The organism is Methyloversatilis sp. (genome assembly GCF_030698125.1).
GTDB lineage: Bacteria > Pseudomonadota > Gammaproteobacteria > Burkholderiales > Rhodocyclaceae > Methyloversatilis.
The window spans coordinates 192,073-210,350 of record NZ_JAUYNV010000004.1; the positions used below are offsets into that span (position 1 = coordinate 192,073).

General features: G+C 60.6%; 14 protein-coding genes. All 14 read left to right on the plus strand.

Annotation, left to right across the window (positions count from 1 at the left end; all coding sequences use genetic code 11):
- The first annotated feature begins 192 nt into the window (after nt 1-192).
- The gene (locus Q8Q80_RS01540; RefSeq protein WP_305631239.1) at nt 193-891 is read left to right on the plus strand and encodes a CoA transferase subunit A; all 699 of its coding nucleotides are present in this window, start codon (nt 193-195) and stop codon (nt 889-891) included.
- Nucleotide 892: 1 nt separating this feature from the next.
- Nucleotides 893-1,540 (plus strand): 3-oxoacid CoA-transferase subunit B, encoded by a 648-nt coding sequence (locus Q8Q80_RS01545; protein ID WP_305631240.1) that lies wholly within the window; start codon nt 893-895, stop codon nt 1,538-1,540.
- A complete protein-coding gene (locus tag Q8Q80_RS01550) occupies nt 1,537-1,974 on the plus strand; it encodes a hypothetical protein (RefSeq protein ID WP_305631241.1) in 438 nt (145 codons plus the stop codon). Before Q8Q80_RS01545 ends, Q8Q80_RS01550 begins: the two co-directional genes overlap by 4 nt.
- On the plus strand, nt 1,971-2,567 hold the full coding sequence (locus tag Q8Q80_RS01555) for a peroxiredoxin (protein WP_305631242.1): 597 nt from the start codon (nt 1,971-1,973) through the stop codon (nt 2,565-2,567). Before Q8Q80_RS01550 ends, Q8Q80_RS01555 begins: the two co-directional genes overlap by 4 nt.
- A gap of 20 nt (nt 2,568-2,587) precedes the next feature.
- Nucleotides 2,588-3,217 carry a glutathione S-transferase family protein gene (locus tag Q8Q80_RS01560; protein WP_305631243.1) on the plus strand — a complete coding sequence of 210 codons (630 nt, stop codon included), beginning with the start codon at nt 2,588-2,590 and terminating at the stop codon, nt 3,215-3,217.
- A gap of 32 nt (nt 3,218-3,249) precedes the next feature.
- Nucleotides 3,250-3,903 (plus strand): glutathione S-transferase family protein, encoded by a 654-nt coding sequence (locus Q8Q80_RS01565; protein WP_305631244.1) that lies wholly within the window; start codon nt 3,250-3,252, stop codon nt 3,901-3,903.
- Between the two features lie 566 nt (nt 3,904-4,469).
- Nucleotides 4,470-6,617 (plus strand): hydantoinase/oxoprolinase family protein, encoded by a 2,148-nt coding sequence (locus tag Q8Q80_RS01570; RefSeq protein WP_305631245.1) that lies wholly within the window; start codon nt 4,470-4,472, stop codon nt 6,615-6,617.
- Between the two features lie 12 nt (nt 6,618-6,629).
- Entirely contained in the window at nt 6,630-8,954 is a 2,325-nt protein-coding gene (locus Q8Q80_RS01575) for a hydantoinase B/oxoprolinase family protein (RefSeq protein ID WP_305631246.1), read from the plus strand.
- Between the two features lie 38 nt (nt 8,955-8,992).
- A complete protein-coding gene (locus Q8Q80_RS01580; protein ID WP_305631247.1) occupies nt 8,993-9,499 on the plus strand; it encodes an acetone carboxylase subunit gamma in 507 nt (168 codons plus the stop codon).
- Nucleotides 9,500-9,709: 210 nt separating this feature from the next.
- Entirely contained in the window at nt 9,710-10,717 is a 1,008-nt protein-coding gene (locus tag Q8Q80_RS01585) for a YCF48-related protein (RefSeq protein ID WP_305631248.1), read from the plus strand.
- 17 nt (nt 10,718-10,734) lie between these two features.
- The gene (locus tag Q8Q80_RS01590) at nt 10,735-13,137 is read left to right on the plus strand and encodes an RND family transporter (RefSeq protein ID WP_305631249.1); all 2,403 of its coding nucleotides are present in this window, start codon (nt 10,735-10,737) and stop codon (nt 13,135-13,137) included.
- Nucleotides 13,138-13,224: 87 nt separating this feature from the next.
- Nucleotides 13,225-14,808 (plus strand): DUF1302 family protein, encoded by a 1,584-nt coding sequence (locus tag Q8Q80_RS01595; protein WP_305631250.1) that lies wholly within the window; start codon nt 13,225-13,227, stop codon nt 14,806-14,808.
- Nucleotides 14,809-14,826: 18 nt separating this feature from the next.
- Nucleotides 14,827-16,143 carry a DUF1329 domain-containing protein gene (locus tag Q8Q80_RS01600; RefSeq protein WP_305631251.1) on the plus strand — a complete coding sequence of 439 codons (1,317 nt, stop codon included), beginning with the start codon at nt 14,827-14,829 and terminating at the stop codon, nt 16,141-16,143.
- A 150-nt stretch (nt 16,144-16,293) separates the two neighbouring features.
- On the plus strand, nt 16,294-18,261 hold the full coding sequence (locus tag Q8Q80_RS01605) for an AMP-binding protein (RefSeq protein ID WP_305631252.1): 1,968 nt from the start codon (nt 16,294-16,296) through the stop codon (nt 18,259-18,261).
- Nucleotides 18,262-18,278: the final 17 nt, after the last annotated feature.

The following is an 18,278-nucleotide window of genomic DNA, read 5'->3' on the forward strand; positions in this document are numbered from 1 at the left end:
CTGCCCACCGTCCGGACATGTCGTCATGTTTCGGACACCCACGGTTTTGGGATTCAAAAACAAGGGTTTGTAATGAGTGCAGTGCAGCATGCCTGCGCAGGCACAGGCTTTGCTGGCCGCTACTGCTGGTCGGCGGCACACCGACGCGGAGTGCTGCGACCAAAAGTGCATGCAGGCACAAGGAGGAGGCAGATGAAAAAGCTTTACCCGGACGCGGTCACCGCGCTCAAGGGATTGATCAGCGACGGACATACGCTTGCGGTGGGCGGTTTCGGTCTGTGCGGCATTCCGGAACTGTTGATCAACGCAGTGGCGGACAGCGGCGTGTCGAACCTGACGGTGATCAGCAACAACGCCGGCATCGATGGCGTGGGTCTTGGGCGGTTGCTCGACAACCGTCAGGTGCGCCGCATGATTGCTTCATACGTCGGCGAGAACGAGGAATTCGAGCGTCAGCTGCTGTCTGGCGAACTGGAGGTCGAACTGACACCCCAGGGCAGTCTGGCCGAGAAGCTGCGCGCCGGTGGTGCCGGCATTCCGGCTTTCTACACGCGCACCGGTGTCGGTACGCCGGTGGCGGACGGCAAGGAAACGCGCGAATTCGGCGGCCATCGCTACCTGCTTGAACACGCCTTGCGCGCTGACGTGTCGCTGGTGAAGGCGTGGAAGGCCGACGAGTCGGGCAACCTGATCTACCGCAAGACCGCGCGCAACTTCAATCCGATGGTGGCGACTGCCGGCAAGGTGACCGTGGTCGAGGTCGAGGAACTCGTGCCGACCGGCGCGCTTGATCCGGACCAGATCCACACGCCCGGCATCTTCGTGCATCGCATCATCGTGAATACCGCACCGCTGAAGCGCATCGAAAAACTCACCACAAGGCAGCAATGACATGGCCTGGACACGAGACGACATGGCGCGCCGCGCCGCGCGCGAGCTGAAAGACGGTTACTACGTGAATCTGGGCATCGGCATGCCCACGCTGGTAGCCAACCACATCCCGGACGGCATGGATGTGTGGCTGCAATCGGAAAACGGCCTGCTCGGCATCGGCCCCTTTCCTCTTGAAAGCGAAGTGGATGCCGACCTGATCAATGCCGGCAAGCAGACGGTCAGCACCATCCCCGGCAGCAGCTTCTTCAGCAGTGCCGATTCGTTCGGAATGATCCGCGGGGGGCACATCAATCTGGCCATCCTGGGCGCGATGCAGGTCAGCGAACACGGCGACCTGGCGAACTGGATGATTCCGGGCAAGCTGGTCAAGGGCATGGGCGGCGCGATGGATCTGGTGGCCGGCGTGCAGCGCGTCATCGTGCTGATGGACCACTGCAGCAAGGCGGGCGAGCACAAGATCCTGAAGAACTGCGATCTGCCGCTGACCGGCGTCGGTGTGGTCAACATGATCATTTCCGATCTGTGCGTGCTCGTCGTGACGCCGGACGGACTGGAACTGCGCGAACTCGCGCCGGGTGTCAGCCTGGAAGAGGTGCAGGAAAAGACCGGCGCTCCGATCCACACCGCGCCCGTGGTGATGCGATGAAACGGGCGGCCGCTTCAACGAAGTCGGCCGCGCGCTCCGCCGATGCGGGGCGCACCCTCAGCCGCGAACAGCTGGTCGAAGGCTATGGACTGCCGCTGAGCCGCTTCGGTGTGTTCGAAGCGCTCGGCATCATCGCGTCCGAAGGCGACGACGGCTTCCGTTGCGACGACGACGACCGTCTGATTATCGCGGCCGCGGCCGTGCAGCTCGGCTTCGACGAACGCGAACTGGGCGAGCTGATGGAGCTTTACGACAACACGACCCCGCAGGATCGCGCCCTGTCGCGTTTCATGAAGCTGCTCGCGAGCTACCAGCGCCTGATGGCGTGGCGGCATCCGGAAGGCTGTGACCCCGATACGCTGGCGAGCCTGGCGCGTCGCCCTTTCCGTGCCGAGCAGTTCGGTTTCGGTGAGTCGGGAAAGGGCCGGGCGTGAGTGCGCTGGTCGGGCGTAGCGCCCCCGAATTCACGGAGAGCGCAGTCTGGCCCGACAACGATTTCCGGCCGTTTCGCCTCGCCGACTACCGGGGGCGGTATGTGGTGCTGTTCTTCTACCCGCTCGACTTCACTTATGTCTGTCCGTCGGAGCTGATTGCGTTCGAACATCGCATGGCCGAGTTCTCGCGGCGTCAGGTCGATGTTGTCGGGTGTTCGATCGACTCGACCTTTTCCCACCTCGCGTGGAAGAAGACGCCGCGGGAAGAGGGCGGGGTCGGTCAGCTGAGCTATCCGCTGATCGGCGACGTGACCCACTCGGTGGTCCGCGCCTTCGACGTTGAAGGCCCGACCGGCGTGGCATTGCGTGCCACCTTCCTGATCGACCGGGAAGGCATCGTGCAGCACCAGATCGTCAACAGTCTCGCCATCGGGCGGGATATCGATGAACTGCTGCGCGTCATCGACGCGCTGCAGCACACCGAACGTAATGGCGAAGTGTGTCCGGCAGGCTGGCAGAAGGGCAAAGTCGGCGTAATGCCGACAGATCGCGGTGTGGCCACGTACCTCGCCGAACATTCGGACATGTTGTGACAACAAGGAGGATCGCCCCGATGAAACTGTACGACTGGCATGCAGCACCCAACCCGAAGCGCGCCCGCATGTGCATCGCGGAAAAGGGTCTCGACATCGAAATCATCGAGGTCGGCGGTGACGACCTGAAGCTGCGCCCCGACTACATCGCCAGGTTTCCGCAGGCCATGGTGCCGATGCTGGAACTCGACGACGGACGGCAGCTGGGCGAGTCCATTGCCATCGCGCGCTACATCGACGAGCTGTATCCGTCGCCGCCGATGTTCGGTCGCAACGCCTACGAACGCGGCGTCGTCGAAATGTGGGAACGCCGTGCTTTCGACGAAGGCATGATGGCGGCCGGCGAGGTGTTCCGTAACACGCACGAAGCCTTCATCGACCGCGGTCTGCCGGGCTTTGCGTTGCCGGTGCCGCAGATTCCGGCGCTGGTCGATCGCGGCCGCATGCGCCTTGACCTGTTCTTCCGCAAGTTCGACGAACAACTTGCCAGGAACCGCTTCATCGCGGGAGACATGTTCTCGATCGCAGACTGCACCTTGTTCTGCAGCGTCGAGTTTGCCTTCTGGTCCGACATCAAGATTCCGGCCGATTGCAGGAATCTGCAGCGCTGGTTCGACGAAGTCAGCGCCCGTCCGAGCGCCAAGGCCTGATCCGGCGATCAGACCACCGAGGGGATGCGCAGGTGATTGATCTGTACACCGCTCCGACACCCGAAGGGTGGAAGGTGTCGATCGCGCTCGAAGAGCTGCGCCTCCCCTACACCGTGCATCCCGTCGACGCCTGCAGCGATCCGCAGCTCGCGCCAGACTTTCTGCGCACTCGCCCGTGCGGTTGCGTGCCGGCCATCGTCGATCGTGCAGCCGGTGATCACGCGGTGATCGAGTCAAGGGCAATCCTGCTCTACCTGGCCGACAAGACCGGACGCCTGATGCCGCGCGACGAAGCCGGGCGCACCCGGGTCGAGCAGTGGCTTGCTCCGGATCTCGCCAACCCCGTGTCGGGCAGCTCAGCCACCGGGGCACGACGCGTCACGTCTGACCCCGCCGGCAATGGCGGCGCCTCGCGCAGCGAACTGCGCGCGCTGTTCGCCCGTCTCGATGCGCAGTTGCAGACAGATGACTATCTCGCCGGCACCTTCAGCATCGCCGATATCGCCCAGTGGGCCTGCGTGCGCATGCATGCCTGGTCCGGCATCGACATGACGCCCTACCGCGCGCTGGCGCGCTGGATCGAACGGATATCCGCGCGAGAAGCGTGTCGACGCGGTGTATCCGTGCCGCGACCGTTCGAACCGGCCGAGCAGGTCTATCGCGTCAGATCCATCCTCTTGCGCTGAGCACCCGCATCCGGATCGCCGTCCGGCGCTTTTCCGGCGGCTCGCGAAGCCGCGATCCGCAACGTGGAAGTGCCGGCGTTTTCGCCCACCGGTTTGCCCCCCGGAACACCGTTCGATGAACGTCGGTTCACTCATTTCGCTGCATGTCGAAGTTGCGCTCATGTCGGCCGCATCGCCTTGCAACGATGGCCCTTTGCGCGCGCGTGGCGTCGGCAAGCCGTTTCAAGCGATATGGCATGTTGCGTCGCAACATCCGGCCGCTGCTTGAACACCGCCGTTCGGCATGCGTCCGGACGGACTGTCCGACCGACAGACGGTCCGCTTCAGGCGAGCCGTCCGAATTCCATCCGTCCGGACGCCGTACGGTTCTGGACGCTGGTGATCGATGCAGAACGGTATTTCATATAAAACAAATGGTTGCGCTTGTTTTACGTGACCGAATGCATGCTGGCATTGTCCTTGCAGAGCATCAGTGCTCGATTGCAAAACGGTCGATCAGAAAAGGCCGGTCCGTCCGGGCGGGCCGGAAGCAAACACAGGCAGGTTAATTAAATGGAGACGTGGAGATGACGATCGAAAACTCGTCGGTTCAGGTGCTGGGGATTGACGCAGGCGGCACCATGACTGACACCTTTTTTGTCCGTGCTGACGGCCGCTTCGTGGTCGGCAAAGCACAAAGCAATCCCGGGGACGAATCCCTGGCGATCTACAACTCTTCGGTCGATGCATTGGCGCATTGGGGCCGCGAAGTTGACGATGTGTATCCGGAGCTGGTGACCTGCGTGTATTCGGGTACCGCCATGCTGAACCGCGTTCTGCAGCGCAAGGGCCTCGATGTCGGCCTGATCTGCAACAAGGGTTTCGAGCAGATTCACTCGATGGGTCGCGCACTGCAGAGCTACCTCGGCTACGCCCTCGAAGACCGCATTCACCTGAACACCCACCGCTATGACGAGCCGCTCGTTCCCGTCTCGCGCACCCGTGGTGTGACCGAGCGTACGGACGTGCAGGGCAAGATCGTCATCCCGCTGCGGGTTGAAGAAGTCCGTCAGGCCACGCGTGAACTGGTTGAAGCCGGTTCCAAGGCCATCGTGATCTGCCTGCTCCAGTCGCACAAGAATGAAGACAGCGAAAAGCTGGCTCGCGACGCCTGCAAGGAAGAGCTGAAGAAGCTCGGCGTCGACCTCCCTGTGTTTGCCTCGGTTGATTACTACCCGAGCCGCAAGGAAAGCCACCGCATGAACACCACGATTCTGGAAGCCTACGGCGCCGAACCGTCGCGTGCGACCCTGAAGCTGGTGAGCGATCGTTTCAAGAAGCACGGTGCCAAGTTCGACCTGCGCGTGATGGCTACGCACGGCGGCACGATCAGCTGGAAGGCCAAGGAACTGGCCCGTACCATCGTGTCCGGCCCGATTGGCGGCGTGATCGGTTCGAAGATGCTCGGCGAGTGCCTCGGTGACGAAAACATCGCATGCTCGGACATCGGCGGCACGTCGTTCGACGTGGCACTGATCACCAAGGGCTCGTTCGCGATCAAGTCCGACCCGGACATGGCGCGTCTCGTGCTGTCGCTGCCGCTGGTGGCGATGGACTCGGTCGGTGCCGGTGCAGGTTCGTTCGTTCGTATCGATCCGTACTCGAAGTCGATCAAGCTGGGCCCGGACAGCGCCGGTTACCGTGTCGGCACCTGCTGGCCGGAAAGCGGTCTGGACACGGTCTCGGTGTCGGACTGCCACGTTGTACTGGGTTACCTGAACCCGAACAACTTCCTCGGCGGCCTGATCAAGCTTGATGTGCAACGTGCGCGTGACCACATCAAGGCGCAGATCGCTGATCCGCTGGGCCTGTCGGTTGAAGATGCTGCAGCTGGCGTGATCGAACTGCTCGACCTGACGCTGTCGGAATACCTGCGCGCGAACATCAGCGCCCGCGGCTACAACCCGACGGAATTCGTCTGCTTCTCGTACGGCGGCGCCGGCCCGGTTCACACCTACGGCTACACCGCTGGCGTGGGCTTCAAGGACGTCGTTGTTCCGGCATGGGCCGCTGGCTTCTCCGCCTTCGGCTGCGCCTGCGCTGACTTCGAGTATCGCTACGACAAGTCGGTTGACCTGGCTGTGCCGCAGAACGGCAGCGATGCCGCCAAGGCCGCCGCCTGCGACACGCTGCAAAGTGCCTGGGCCGAACTGGCTGCCAAGGTGGTGGAAGAGTTCGTCATCAATGGCTACAAGCCGGAAGACGTGCTGCTGATCCCGGGTTACAAGATGCAATACACGGGTCAGCTGAACGACCTCGAAATCATTTCCCCGATCACCAATGCATCGACTGCAGCGGACTGGGACAAGATCGTCGAAGCGTTCGAAACCACCTACGGTCGTGTGTATGCCAATTCGGCTCGCTCGCCCGAGCTGGGCAACTCTTGTACCGGTGCGATCATGCGCGGTACGGTCGTGACGCAGAAGCCGGTGCTGCCGGAAGATCCGGATGGTGGCCCGACGCCGCCGGCCGAAGCTTACCTCGGTACGCGCCCGTTCTACCGTCACAAGAAGTGGGTCGATGCCAAGCTTTACAAGATGGAGTTGCTGAAGGCCGGCAACCACATCGTCGGACCCGCGATCATCGAATCGGACGCTACCACGTTCGTCGTGCCGAATGGTTTCGAGACGACGGTCGACAAGCATCGCCTGTTCCATCTCAAAGAAGTCAAGTGAGGAGAAACAAACATGAACATGTTGAGTAATACCGAAACCGGTTTTGCCGATCTGCTGAAGAACGGCCAGACGCTGTCGCAGTTCCGTGCCGGCATCATCGAGCGCACCAATGCGACCGGCTGCTACAACGGCCTGGAAACCCTTGAGTTGCGCGAACGCGATCCGATCGGCTACGAGAAGCTGTTCTCGAAGCTGCGTGGCGGTCTGGTTCACGCTCGTGAAACCGCCAAGAAGATTGCGGCCAGCCCGATCGTCGAGCAGGAAGGCGAGCTGTGCTTCACGCTTTACAACGCCGTCGGCGACTGCGTTCTGACCTCGACCGGCATCATCATCCACGTCGGCACGATGGGCGCCGCGATCAAGTACATGATCGAAAACAACTGGGAAGCCAATCCCGGTATCGCCCCGGGTGACATGTTCACCAACAACGACTGCGCCATCGGCAACGTCCACCCGTGCGACATCGCGACCATCGTCCCGATCTTCCACGACGGCCGTCTGATCGGCTGGGTGGGTGGTGTGACGCACGTGATCGACACCGGTGCCGTGACGCCGGGTTCGATGTCAACGGGTCAGACCTCGCGCTTCGGCGATGGCTACATGATCACCTGCCGCAAGACCGGTGTGAATGACACCCCGCTGCGCGACTGGCTGCATGAGTCGCAGCGTTCGGTCCGCACGCCGAAGTACTGGATCCTCGACGAGAAGACCCGTATCGCCGGCTGCCACATGATCCGCGAACTGGTTGAAGAAGTGATCGCGGCCGACGGCATTGAAGCGTACGAGAAGTTCGCCTACGAAGTCATCGAAGAAGGCCGTCGCGGCCTGATGATGCGTATCAAGGACATGACGATTCCGGGCGTCTATCGCAAGGTCGCCTTCGTCGATGTGCCGTACAAGCACGAAGACATCGGCGTGTCGAGCGCCTTCGCCAAGCTTGATTCGATCATGCACTCGCCGTGCAAGATGACGATCAAGGAAAACGGCAAGTGGCGCCTCGACTTCGAAGGTGCAAGCCGTTGGGGCTGGCATACCTTCAACGCCCACCAGGTCGCTTTCACCAGCGGCATCTGGGTGATGATGTGCCAGACGCTCGTTCCGACGCAGCGTATCAATGACGGCGCCTACTACGCGACCGAGTTCCACCTGCCGAAGGGCTCGTGGTGCAACCCGGATGACCGCCGCACCGGCCACGCCTACGCATGGCACTTCCTGGTTTCGGGCTGGTCGGCTCTGTGGCGCGGTCTGTCGCAGGCTTACTTCAGCCGCGGCTACCTCGAAGAAGTCAATGCGGGTAACGCCAACACGTCGAACTGGCTGCAGGGTGGCGGTATCAACCAGGACGGCGAAATCCACGCGGTCAACAGCTTCGAAGCGTCGTCGTGCGGTACCGGTGCCTGCGCTGTCAAGGACGGTCTGAACCACGCTGCTGCCATCTGGAATCCGGAAGGCGACATGGGCGACATCGAAATCTGGGAAATGGCAGAACCTCTGCTGTACCTGGGTCGCAACGTCAAGGCCAATTCCGGCGGCTACGGCAAGTACCGTGGCGGCTGCGGCTTCGAAACCCTGCGCATGGTCTGGAATTCGCAGGACTGGACGATGTTCTTCATGGGCAACGGCTACATGAACAGCGACTGGGGTCTGATGGGTGGTTACCCGTCTGCCACCGGCTACCGCTTCGAAGCCCACAAGACGGGCCTCGAGCGTCGCATCGCCAACGGCGAAGCGATCCCGCTGGGCGCCGATCTGGATCCGGCAAAGAAGATCTACGAGCAGAGCATCGACGCCACGTCGGTCGTGAAGCGCGACAAGCAGTGCATGACCACGGAAGATTGCTACGACAACCACGATCTGTACCTGAACTACCTGCGTGGTGGCCCGGGCTTCGGCGATCCGCTGGATCGTGACGTGGCTTCGATCGCCAAGGACCTGAACGAAAAATTCCTGCTGCCGGAATTTGCTGCCAAGGTCTATGGCGCTGTCGTGTCGCAAGATGCGAAGGGCGCCTACACGGTCGATGCTGCCAAGACCGCTGCCCGCCGCGCCGAATTCCGCAAGGAACGCATCGCACGCTCGGTGCCGACCCGCGAGTGGATGAAGGAAGAGCGCGCCCGCATCATCAACAAGCACGCATCCACGCCGGTTCAACACATGTTCGCCACCAGCTTCGCGCTGTCGGAAAAGTTCAAGAACGAATTCAAGACGTTCTGGGACCTGCCGGCCGACTGGGATGTGCTGGAAACCGAACTGGGCGTCCCGTCCTACGGATCGAAGTTCCGTATGGATCTGTCGCTGATGCCCGACGTCCGTACCATCGTCCAGGTCGAAGAGTGATTTCCGGCCTGAACGTCAAGCGAATCTAGGAGTAGGAAATGACGACTTACAACAAAGAGCAAGTAGCACACCTGGCCGCGGGCACCCTCGACTGGGAAACCACTTTCCGCATGCTGTCGATGCCGAAGGACAAGGCACGCTTCAGCATGTACGTGGAAGCACTGCAGAAGACAGTGACTTTCCCGGATCGCATCGTCCTTCCGCTGGGCCCGCATCTGTACATCGTGCAGTCGGCCAAGAACAAGCAGTGGATCGTCAAGTGCGATTGTGGCCACGAGTTTTGCGGCTACAAGGAAAACTGGAAGATGTTCGCCAACATCTATGTGCGTGACACGGAAGAAGCCATGGCCGAGGTGTACCCGACGCTGATGGCTCCGGACACGAAGTGGCAGGTCTATCGCGAGTACTACTGCCCGAGCTGCGGCACGATGCACGACGTCGAAGCTCCGACGCCGTGGTACCCGGTGATCCATGACTTCGAGCCGGACATCGAAACGTTCTACAAGGAGTGGGTGGGCTTGCCCGTACCCGAACGCGCTGCCTGAACAAGGCTCGCGTGGCCCCTGACCGGAGGAGGTCAGGGGCCAGTTCGCGGCCGGCTACAGCCGGCTGCGTTCCTCCAAACACCCTGTACTTGATGCCGGCAGAGCCAAAGCGCTCTACACCGCCGTAGGGAACGGTCGTGCCGAACATCGAAAACAGGTCATGAAAAGCGTCGCGCGCAGAGCACGAATGACGCGTGAAGGAGACTGAAGATGCAACAGGCAAGAGACTCTGGCGGTGGTGTTCAGAAGATACTGAGCATCATCACGCAATTACTTCCGATCATCATTATTGGCGGTCTTCTATACGCCGGCTTCTTCGTCAAGGCGGAAGCAGTCATCACCAAGGTTGAACCCAAGCCGATCGAACGGCGGGACAACTTCTTCAGCATCATTACCCCCACCGAGCAGATCGCGTGGGCGGCGGGTACGGCGGGCAAGATCGTCCGTTCCGACGATGGCGGAAAGACCTGGCTTCGACAGCCCACTCCCACGCTTGTGAATCTGCAGGGCATAGCCGCCTGGGATGCACAGACGGCGGTTGCAGCGGGCAACGAAGGCACGATCCTGCACACCAGCGATGGCGGTGCGAGCTGGAAGGTCGCAAACACTCCGAAGTCCGAAAATCCCAACAAGCTTTTCCGTGTCCGCGTGTTCGGCGACACGGCGTGGGCCGTTGGCGAGTTCTCCGGGCTCTACAAATCCACCGACAAGGGCGCGAACTGGACGCGGCTGCTGCCGGAGGATGACCGCGCTCTGAACGCCATCTACTTCGTTGGCCAGTCCGGCTGGGCCGTAGGTGAAGTCGGCACGATCCTTCGTACCGAAGACGGCGGCGAAACGTGGACCCACGTTGACGTCGACAACCAGGTCAGTCTGATGTCGGTCACGTTCCGCGATGCGACGCACGGCGTCGCCGTCGGCTTGACCGGGACGCTGCTGGTGACCGATGACGCAGGTTTGACGTGGCGTTCGGTACCGGGACTCACGCGCGAACACCTGCTCGATGTCATCTGGGATGAAAACAGCTGGATCGCAGTCGGCGACAAGGGTGTGAAGGTCACCTCCAACGCGGATGCCACCGAGTGGACTGCCGGCCGTCTTGCAGAAGGCGATGTCGCGTGGCGCACCCAGATCGTCCGGGCCGGCTCGAAGTACTTCGTTGCTGGCGCAAATCTCGGAATTCTCGAAGACGGGAAGATCACCGTCATCGGTCGATAGCAGGCAAGGAGAATCGCGTGAAAAATACTACTTTCAGCAAGGTCGAACATGCGTTCGCATTGCTGATCAAGAATCGCATACTGGTTGTACTCGCGGTCCTGATTGCAACGGTCGTCATGGCCTATCTCGCTTCGTTCGTCGAGGTGAAGACAGTGTTCAGCGATCTGCTTCCAAAAAACCACCCCTACGTGGAGGTCAATCAGAAATTCAAGTCCACCTTCGGCGGATCGAACATGGTCAGCATCATGGTCGAAGTCAAGGACGGCGATATTTTCAAGAAGGAAGTGCTTGAAAAGGTCCAGAAGCTGACGGTCGGCCTGCAACAGGTCGATGCGGTCGATACCTACCAGATCGTTTCCATCGCCTCCAAGAAGACAAAGGAAGTCCGGGCATCCACAGAGGGGGTTGAATCGCGCCCGATCATGTGGCCGCGACTGCCTGCGGACGACAAGGAGATGGCGATCCTGCGCGAGGCGGTGTTGAACAACCCGCTGATCTATGGACCGTACGTGTCGATCGACCTGAAGGCTACGCTGATCACGGCTGACTTCCTGGATACGGAAATCAACTACAGCAAGGCCTTCGATCAGATCATGGGTCTGGTCAAGGAAGCGGAGGGCGATGGCGTGCTCGTTCGCGTCGTCGGTGAACCGGTGCTGTATGGCTGGGTCAATTTCTACCTCGACGAAACGATCCAGATCTTCTTCGCCGCGATCGCATCGCTGGTCCTGATCCTGCTGCTGATCACGCGTACCGTTCATGGCACGATCATTCCGCTGATCGCAGCCATCATCAGCGCCTGCTGGGCGCTCGGTGCTGCAAAGTTGATGGGATTCCACCTCGATCCGCTGGTCATCGTGGTGGCCTTCCTGATCACGGCGCAGGCGATCTCGAATTCGGTGCAGCTGATTTCGCGCTTCGACGATGAAATCGCGCACGGAACTGCCAAAGCGTCCGACGCAGCGGTGGCGAGTGCCAAGCACCTGTTCAAGCCCAGTCTGCTTGCGATCGTCGCTGACGCCGGTTGCGTGCTGGTGGTCGCGCTGACCCCGATTCCGATGCTCGAGAAGATTTCCTACATCGGTACCGTCTGGATCTTCGCGATTTTCATCGGTGCGCTGGTCATGACGCCGGTGTTGCTGTCGTGGTTCAACCCGCGCAGGAATGCTGACGGTTCGTACGGTCACCGTTTCGTGCATCCGATCAATATCCGTCCGGTATTGATGGTCATCCTCAACCTCGCTTCCAGCATCGTGGTCACGAAGGCACGGTTCGTCGTGCTCGGTGTGGCGCTGGCGGTGTTTGCGGTGTCCTTCTGGTACTCGTTCAACCTGAAGGTGGGTGACGCGAATCCCGGATCGCCGATTCTCTGGCCGGATTCCCAGTACAACACCGATGCAGCGGACATCAACCGCCAGTTCCAGGGCTCGGACCGCATGTTCGTCGTGGTCGCAGGCAAGGAAAAGGGTTCGTTGCGCGAGCCGGAGGTGCTGCAGAGCATGGCCAACTTCCAGCGCTACATGGAAGCCCAGCCTGAAGTCGGCGGCAGCATTTCGCTGGCTGACATCCTGCCTCAGGTGCGTCGCGTGCTGCGCGAAGGCAACCCGATGTACGGCGAGCTTGGCAACGATGCGGGCGAGAACGGCGAGCTGACCTACATGTTCGTGTCGGGTTCCGACCCGGGTGACATGGATCGCTATGCCGACAGCGATGCACTGAACGGTGCCGTCACGCTGTTCTTCCGCGATCACCAGGGCGAAACGATCCGTACCGCCGTGGCACGTGTGCAGGATTACGTGAAGCAGAACCCGATCGATAACGCCGAATACCTGCTTGCCGGTGGTCTTGTCGGTGTGCTGGCCGCGGTGAATGAAGTGATTCTCGCGGGTCAGATCGAAGCCATCGCACTGGCGCTGCTCGTGCTGGTTGTGTGTTGCACGGTGACCTTCCATTCGATGGTTGCCGGCGTGTTCTTCATGATTCCGGTGATGTTGTCGAACACGATCACGTTCAGCTACATGGCCTACAACGACATTGGCATGAACATCAATACCTTGCCTGTCGTGGCGCTGGGTATTGGTCTGGGGGTGGATTACACCTTCTACATCGTCGATGGCATCCGCGAAGAACTGCACCTGCATGACAACGTTGAAAAGGCCATCCTGAACTGCCTGACCAGCCAGGGTCGTGGTGTGCTGCTGACCGCGCTGACGCTGATCACCAGCGTGGGCCTGTGGAGCTTCTCGTCACTCAGGCTCCAGGCAGACATGGGCTTGCTGATTGCTCTGTGGCTCTTCATTTCGGCCTTCAGCGCGTTGTTCATCATGCCGGCAATCGTATATGTGTTCCGCCCCGCGTTCGTCGTGGGGAGCAAAGAGCGCCCGATCGAGCGCGCCGTGGGATCTGCAGTAGTTGTGTGAGGGCCGCTTGCCTCGCCCGGCATCACACACGATGCCGGGCGTGAGCAGATGGCTCATGGGTAGTGCCAAAACGGAGGGAATGGAGACATGAGAAGAAGCAAAATCTTCAGGCAGACCGGACCGGGTCTGGCTGTTGCAGCTGTGCTGGCCGGGATGGGTATGCCCGTCGCAAATGCCGCTGGCCTCGAGGGAACGTGGGCAGGACGTGACGACTTTACCTGGGCACTGAGCGGCTACGTGCGCGCCTGGGCTTCGATGAACCTGGAAGATCAACCCGAGTTGAGTGCTGTCGGTAAGGACAGCTTCGGCAAGCTTTCGATGCTGCGCGGTTCATTGTTGCTTGACCTCGACGTGAAGACCGGCCCGGTGAAGTGGAAGGCCATTGGCCGTCTCGATCGCGAATACAAGACCAACTACCTGTCGGATCTTGAAGAACTGCGGACTGGTCCGGTTCTGGATACGTCAGGTGGCAAGAGCATCACCGAGAATTACAACAATGGTGACATTCGCGAGTTCTGGGCGGAGGTGCCGATCGGTGATCGCGTGACCGTCAAGTTCGGCAAGCAGCAACTGGTATGGGGCGAGTCGGACTTCTTCCAGGCGATGGACCTGGTGCACGGTTACGACTACAGCTGGCGTCTGTTCTTCGAAGGCGAGAATGAAGAGTGGCGCAAGCCGTTGATCCTGTTGTCGACGAAGATACGCTTCCCCGAAGTTAAGGGCATGCTCGCCGCCTACGTCCGTCCAGGTTGGGACCGGTGTGAAGACATTGGCAACACGTACGACATCAACGGCGGCCGCTGGTTTTTCCAGCCATATCGTGGTTTTGACCTGAGCCAGATCACGGACAAGAACTGTGAGCACAAAGACGGTGACATGGATGATGCGACCTACGGCATTCGTTGGTCCGGTGAAGCATACGGGTTGAACTACTCGATCGCTTACCTGACGACGTTCGCTGCAGATCCGGTTGCAAGTTCGGCTTTCGCCCCACATCAAGGCGTTCCGGTCACTGGTGGTGTGTTTGACCGTATTCACCCGGAAATCGATGTGCTCGGTATTACCGTCAGTGGTTACAGCGAAACGCTGGATGCCGTGCTGAGTGCAGAAATGGCATTCACCAAGGATCAACCGTATAACCAGGGTGTTGGTGCATTTTTGGTCGGTCAGCCGATCAACGGTTGTACGGCAGGCCTCGGTCTTTGCGGCATCAAGAAGAAGGACACTCTTCGTACGATGCTGCGTATCGACAAGGACCTGAACTTCCAGGACCTGCTTGGCACGTCGCGCCCGTCGTTCTCGTCGGTCCAGTTGTTCAACACGCAAGTGCTGGACTATGACGGCAACGAACAGCTTGTTCGTCTGTTTGCCTATGGCACGCCGCTGAACGAGCACAGCACCATTCTTACGATGTTCACCGGCCTGAACTACAAGAACGACACGATCAACCCGGGTCTTGCAGTGGGTTTCGATCTGTCCAACGGTGGTGGCTTCGCAATCCCGAGCGTGTCGGTCGTGTTCGACGACAAGTGGGTGGCCAAAGCTGAAGCGGACATTTTCTGGGATGGTGGCAAGAGCAATCGCCAGCAATTCAGTGCCGGCGAATCCCAGCTGTTCGGCTATTTCAGCCGCGCCAGCCAGCTCGTGCTTCGTGTGACCCGTCAGTTCTGATCAAAGGAAAGAGACATGATGAAGATGAGTACCCAATCCCGTCGTAGCACCCTTGCACGCACAGGTGTCGCCAGCGCAATCGCGCTGATGCTGGCTGCCGGTGCCGGTCAGGCCTTCGCGAAGGAGCTCGAAGCGGGCTTCGTGATCAACAAGGAAAACTACGACAGCATCAAGAACGACACGTTCGAGAACAAGACCATCGCCAGCATGGTTCCGGAAAAGCTCGAATGGATGATCAAGAACTACAACACGACCATCAAGCTCGCGCACTCGAAGAAGATCGAGATGGACCCGAAGTATGTCGAGTGGTCGAAGAAGAACATCAACACGGTGAAGTTCAACCCGGCTGACCGCACGGTATCGGGCTGGCAGGCAGGCATGCTGTTCCCGCCGGAAACCATCAAGATGGACGACCCGCACGCCGGCGACAAGGTGATCTGGAATCTGCGTGCCGCCACCTACGGCGCCACGATGGACCTGCGCGACATCGCCTGGGCCTTCCTGGATGCGAAGAAGGGCTACGAGCGGGTGCAGGCCTTCCAGTCGCGTCGCTACTACATGGAAGGGCGTCTTGACGGCGGCCCGATCACCGTGGGCAAGGGCGACATTTCGCAGAAGACCTACTTCGTGGCGACCTACCCGCAGGACATCCGCGGTCTGGGCCTGTTCTCGGTGCGTTACAACCAGGCCGACTCCAAGGTACCGGATGACTCCTACGCCTACCTGAAGTCGGTTCGTCGCGTTCGCCGCCTGTCCGGCGGTGCGTGGATGGACCCGATCGGCGGCACCGACCAGCTGTACGACGACTGGGACATCTGGGATGCCGCTCCGACGAAGTACAAGTCGAACAAGTTGCTGGAAAAGCGCTGGGTGCTGGCCATCGCGCACAGCCCGGAAATCAGCGTGGACGTGAAGCAGCCCTTCACCGAGCCGGCCAAGCGCTTCCCGCGCATCGGCATCGACATTCCGCCGCACTTCAACCCGGCGCCGGACATCGGCTGGGAGCCGCGTGAAGTGTATGTGGTCGAAGGCGTGTGCCCGGACGAGCATCCGTACAGCAAGAAGACCGTGTACATGGAAGTGGACTTCCCGCGCCCGTACCTCGGCTTCGCGCTCGACCGCAAGGGCGAATTCTGGAAGATGTTCATTTTCCAGAACCGGCCTGACATCGGCGACGACGGCTACAAGGCGGTCATGCCCGTGATCGGACACATCATCGACGTCAAGCGTGGCCATGCCACCAACTGGTCGTCGAACATGAAGTCCAATCCGGCGGGCGTCAAGGAAACCGACGTGTCGCTCAACGTGCTGGAAGAAGTCGCGACCGGCAAGTAAGCGCTTTTGCAAGTATTGCTGGTACCTCCTCCCGGCATGTTCGCCCGCCCCCGCAATCTGCGGGGTCGGGCTTTTTTCTCATGTCCGGCGGAGATCGGGAAGTGAGCAGGAACCCACGTTTGCGTGATTGCATGATCACAAGGTTCAACAATGAAGGTATTCACGCCCTCTGATTACGAGTGGAAGGGCACCCGGCTTGCCCTGTTCATCGAACGTCACGGATATGGAACGCTGGATCAACTGCAGGAAGATGCAGAACGCGATCCCGCCACGTTCTGGGATCGGGTATTGCAGGACATCGGACTGGAGTGGCAGGTCCCGTATCGGCAGACGCTCGATCTTTCGGGCGGAATCATGTGGCCCGACTGGTTCGTCGGCGGCCAGCTTGATCTGTTCGACAATCTCGTCGGCAAACATGCCAGGCGAAACGGCGAAAAGGTCGCGATCCGGTGGGAAGGTGATGCGGGAGAGTGTCGCAATCTGAGCTACCGTGATCTTGCCGATGAGGTGGCCCGTGTTGCATCGGGACTGCTTGCCATCGACATGCGCGCCGGCGACCGTCTTGCAATCTACCTTCCGATGATTCCCGAAGCCGCCGTGGTCATGCTTGCTGCAGCAAGCATCGGCGTCGTATCGGTGCCGCTTTTTTCGGGTCTTTCGTCCGATGCCGTGACCAGATGTCTGGCCGATGCGGGGGCTGCGGTGCTGATCTGTGCCAACAGCTATGAACGGCGCGGCCAGCCGGTACGCATGCTCGCCGATGCGTTGAGCGCTGCGTCTCAGTGCCCGTCGATCCGCCATGTCATCGTGGTGGAGCGAAAGTCGACGACCGGTGCTCATCAGCGTGATCAGGCGGCACCCGGCTTTGGCGTACTTGACTACGAAGCGCTGAAGTCGCTCCCCTCGCACGATGTCGGTGTGAGGAGTTTCCCACCCGACCAGACCCTGATGCTCATCTACACTTCGGGCACGGCGGGACGACCCAGAGCGGTTATCCATACCCATGCCGGATTTCCGGTCAAGGCGGCGCAAGACCTCGCGATGGCGTTTGACCTGAAGGCCGACGACACCTTGATGTGGGTGACCGATATGGGCTGGCTGATGGGGCCGTGGATGTTATTCGGCGGGCTGATGCTGGGCAGCACCATCGTATTGTGCGAAGCGCCGCCCGACCATCCCGACCCTGGGCGCCTGTGGCGCGTCGTAAAGACCCACGGGGTGACCCATCTGGGCTTTTCGCCCAGTCTTGTGCGCAGCCTGATGGGCAGTCACGACGCAGTACCTCCGCCCGGCATGCTTGATACGCTCAAGGTATTCGGATCAACCGGCGAGGCATGGAATGAAACGCCGTGGCTGTGGTTGTTCGAAACCGTCGGCAAGCGCAGGCGGCCCATCATCAACTACTCGGGCGGCACGGAAGTGGGTGGCGGAATACTGACCTGCTTTCCCGGCCTGCCCCAGGTGGCATGCGGCTTTAATGGCCCGGTGCCGGGCATGGCGGCAGACATTGTCGATGCGGCGGGCCGACCGGTCCGCGGAACCGTCGGTGAACTGGTCGTGCGACAGCCCTGGCCCGGCATGGCGCGCGGTTTCTGGAAGGACTACGCGCGCTACGAAGAAACGTACTGGTCGCGCCTGCCGGATTCCTGGCTGCATGGTGACTGGGCAAGCATGGACAGTGATGGTTACTGGTTCGTGCATGGACGCAGTGATGACACGATCCGCGTAGCCGGCAAGCGACTTGGTCCGATCGAATTCGAATCAGCGCTGGTATCGCATCCGCTGGTTGCCGAAGCGGTTGCAGTAGGCGTTCCTGACGCAGTGAAGGGAGAAGCCGTCGTGTGCTTCGTCCGCCTGCATGACGCCCGTACCGATTCCGATACGGGCTGGAGTGTATGGGAGTCTGAACTGTCCGATCACGTGGCACGTTTGCTGGGCAAGCCTTTTCGTCCGGCACGGATCCATGTGCTCGGCCAGATTCCGAAAATGCGCAATGGCAAGGTGTTGCGCCGGGTGCTTCGCAGTGCCTACATCGGGCGGCCGATCGGCGACCTTTCATGCATGGAAGATCCGCGCTCCATTGACGAAGTGCTCAGCTTGCGCAACGCGTGGGCTTGACTGTCCGAATCGGGTGC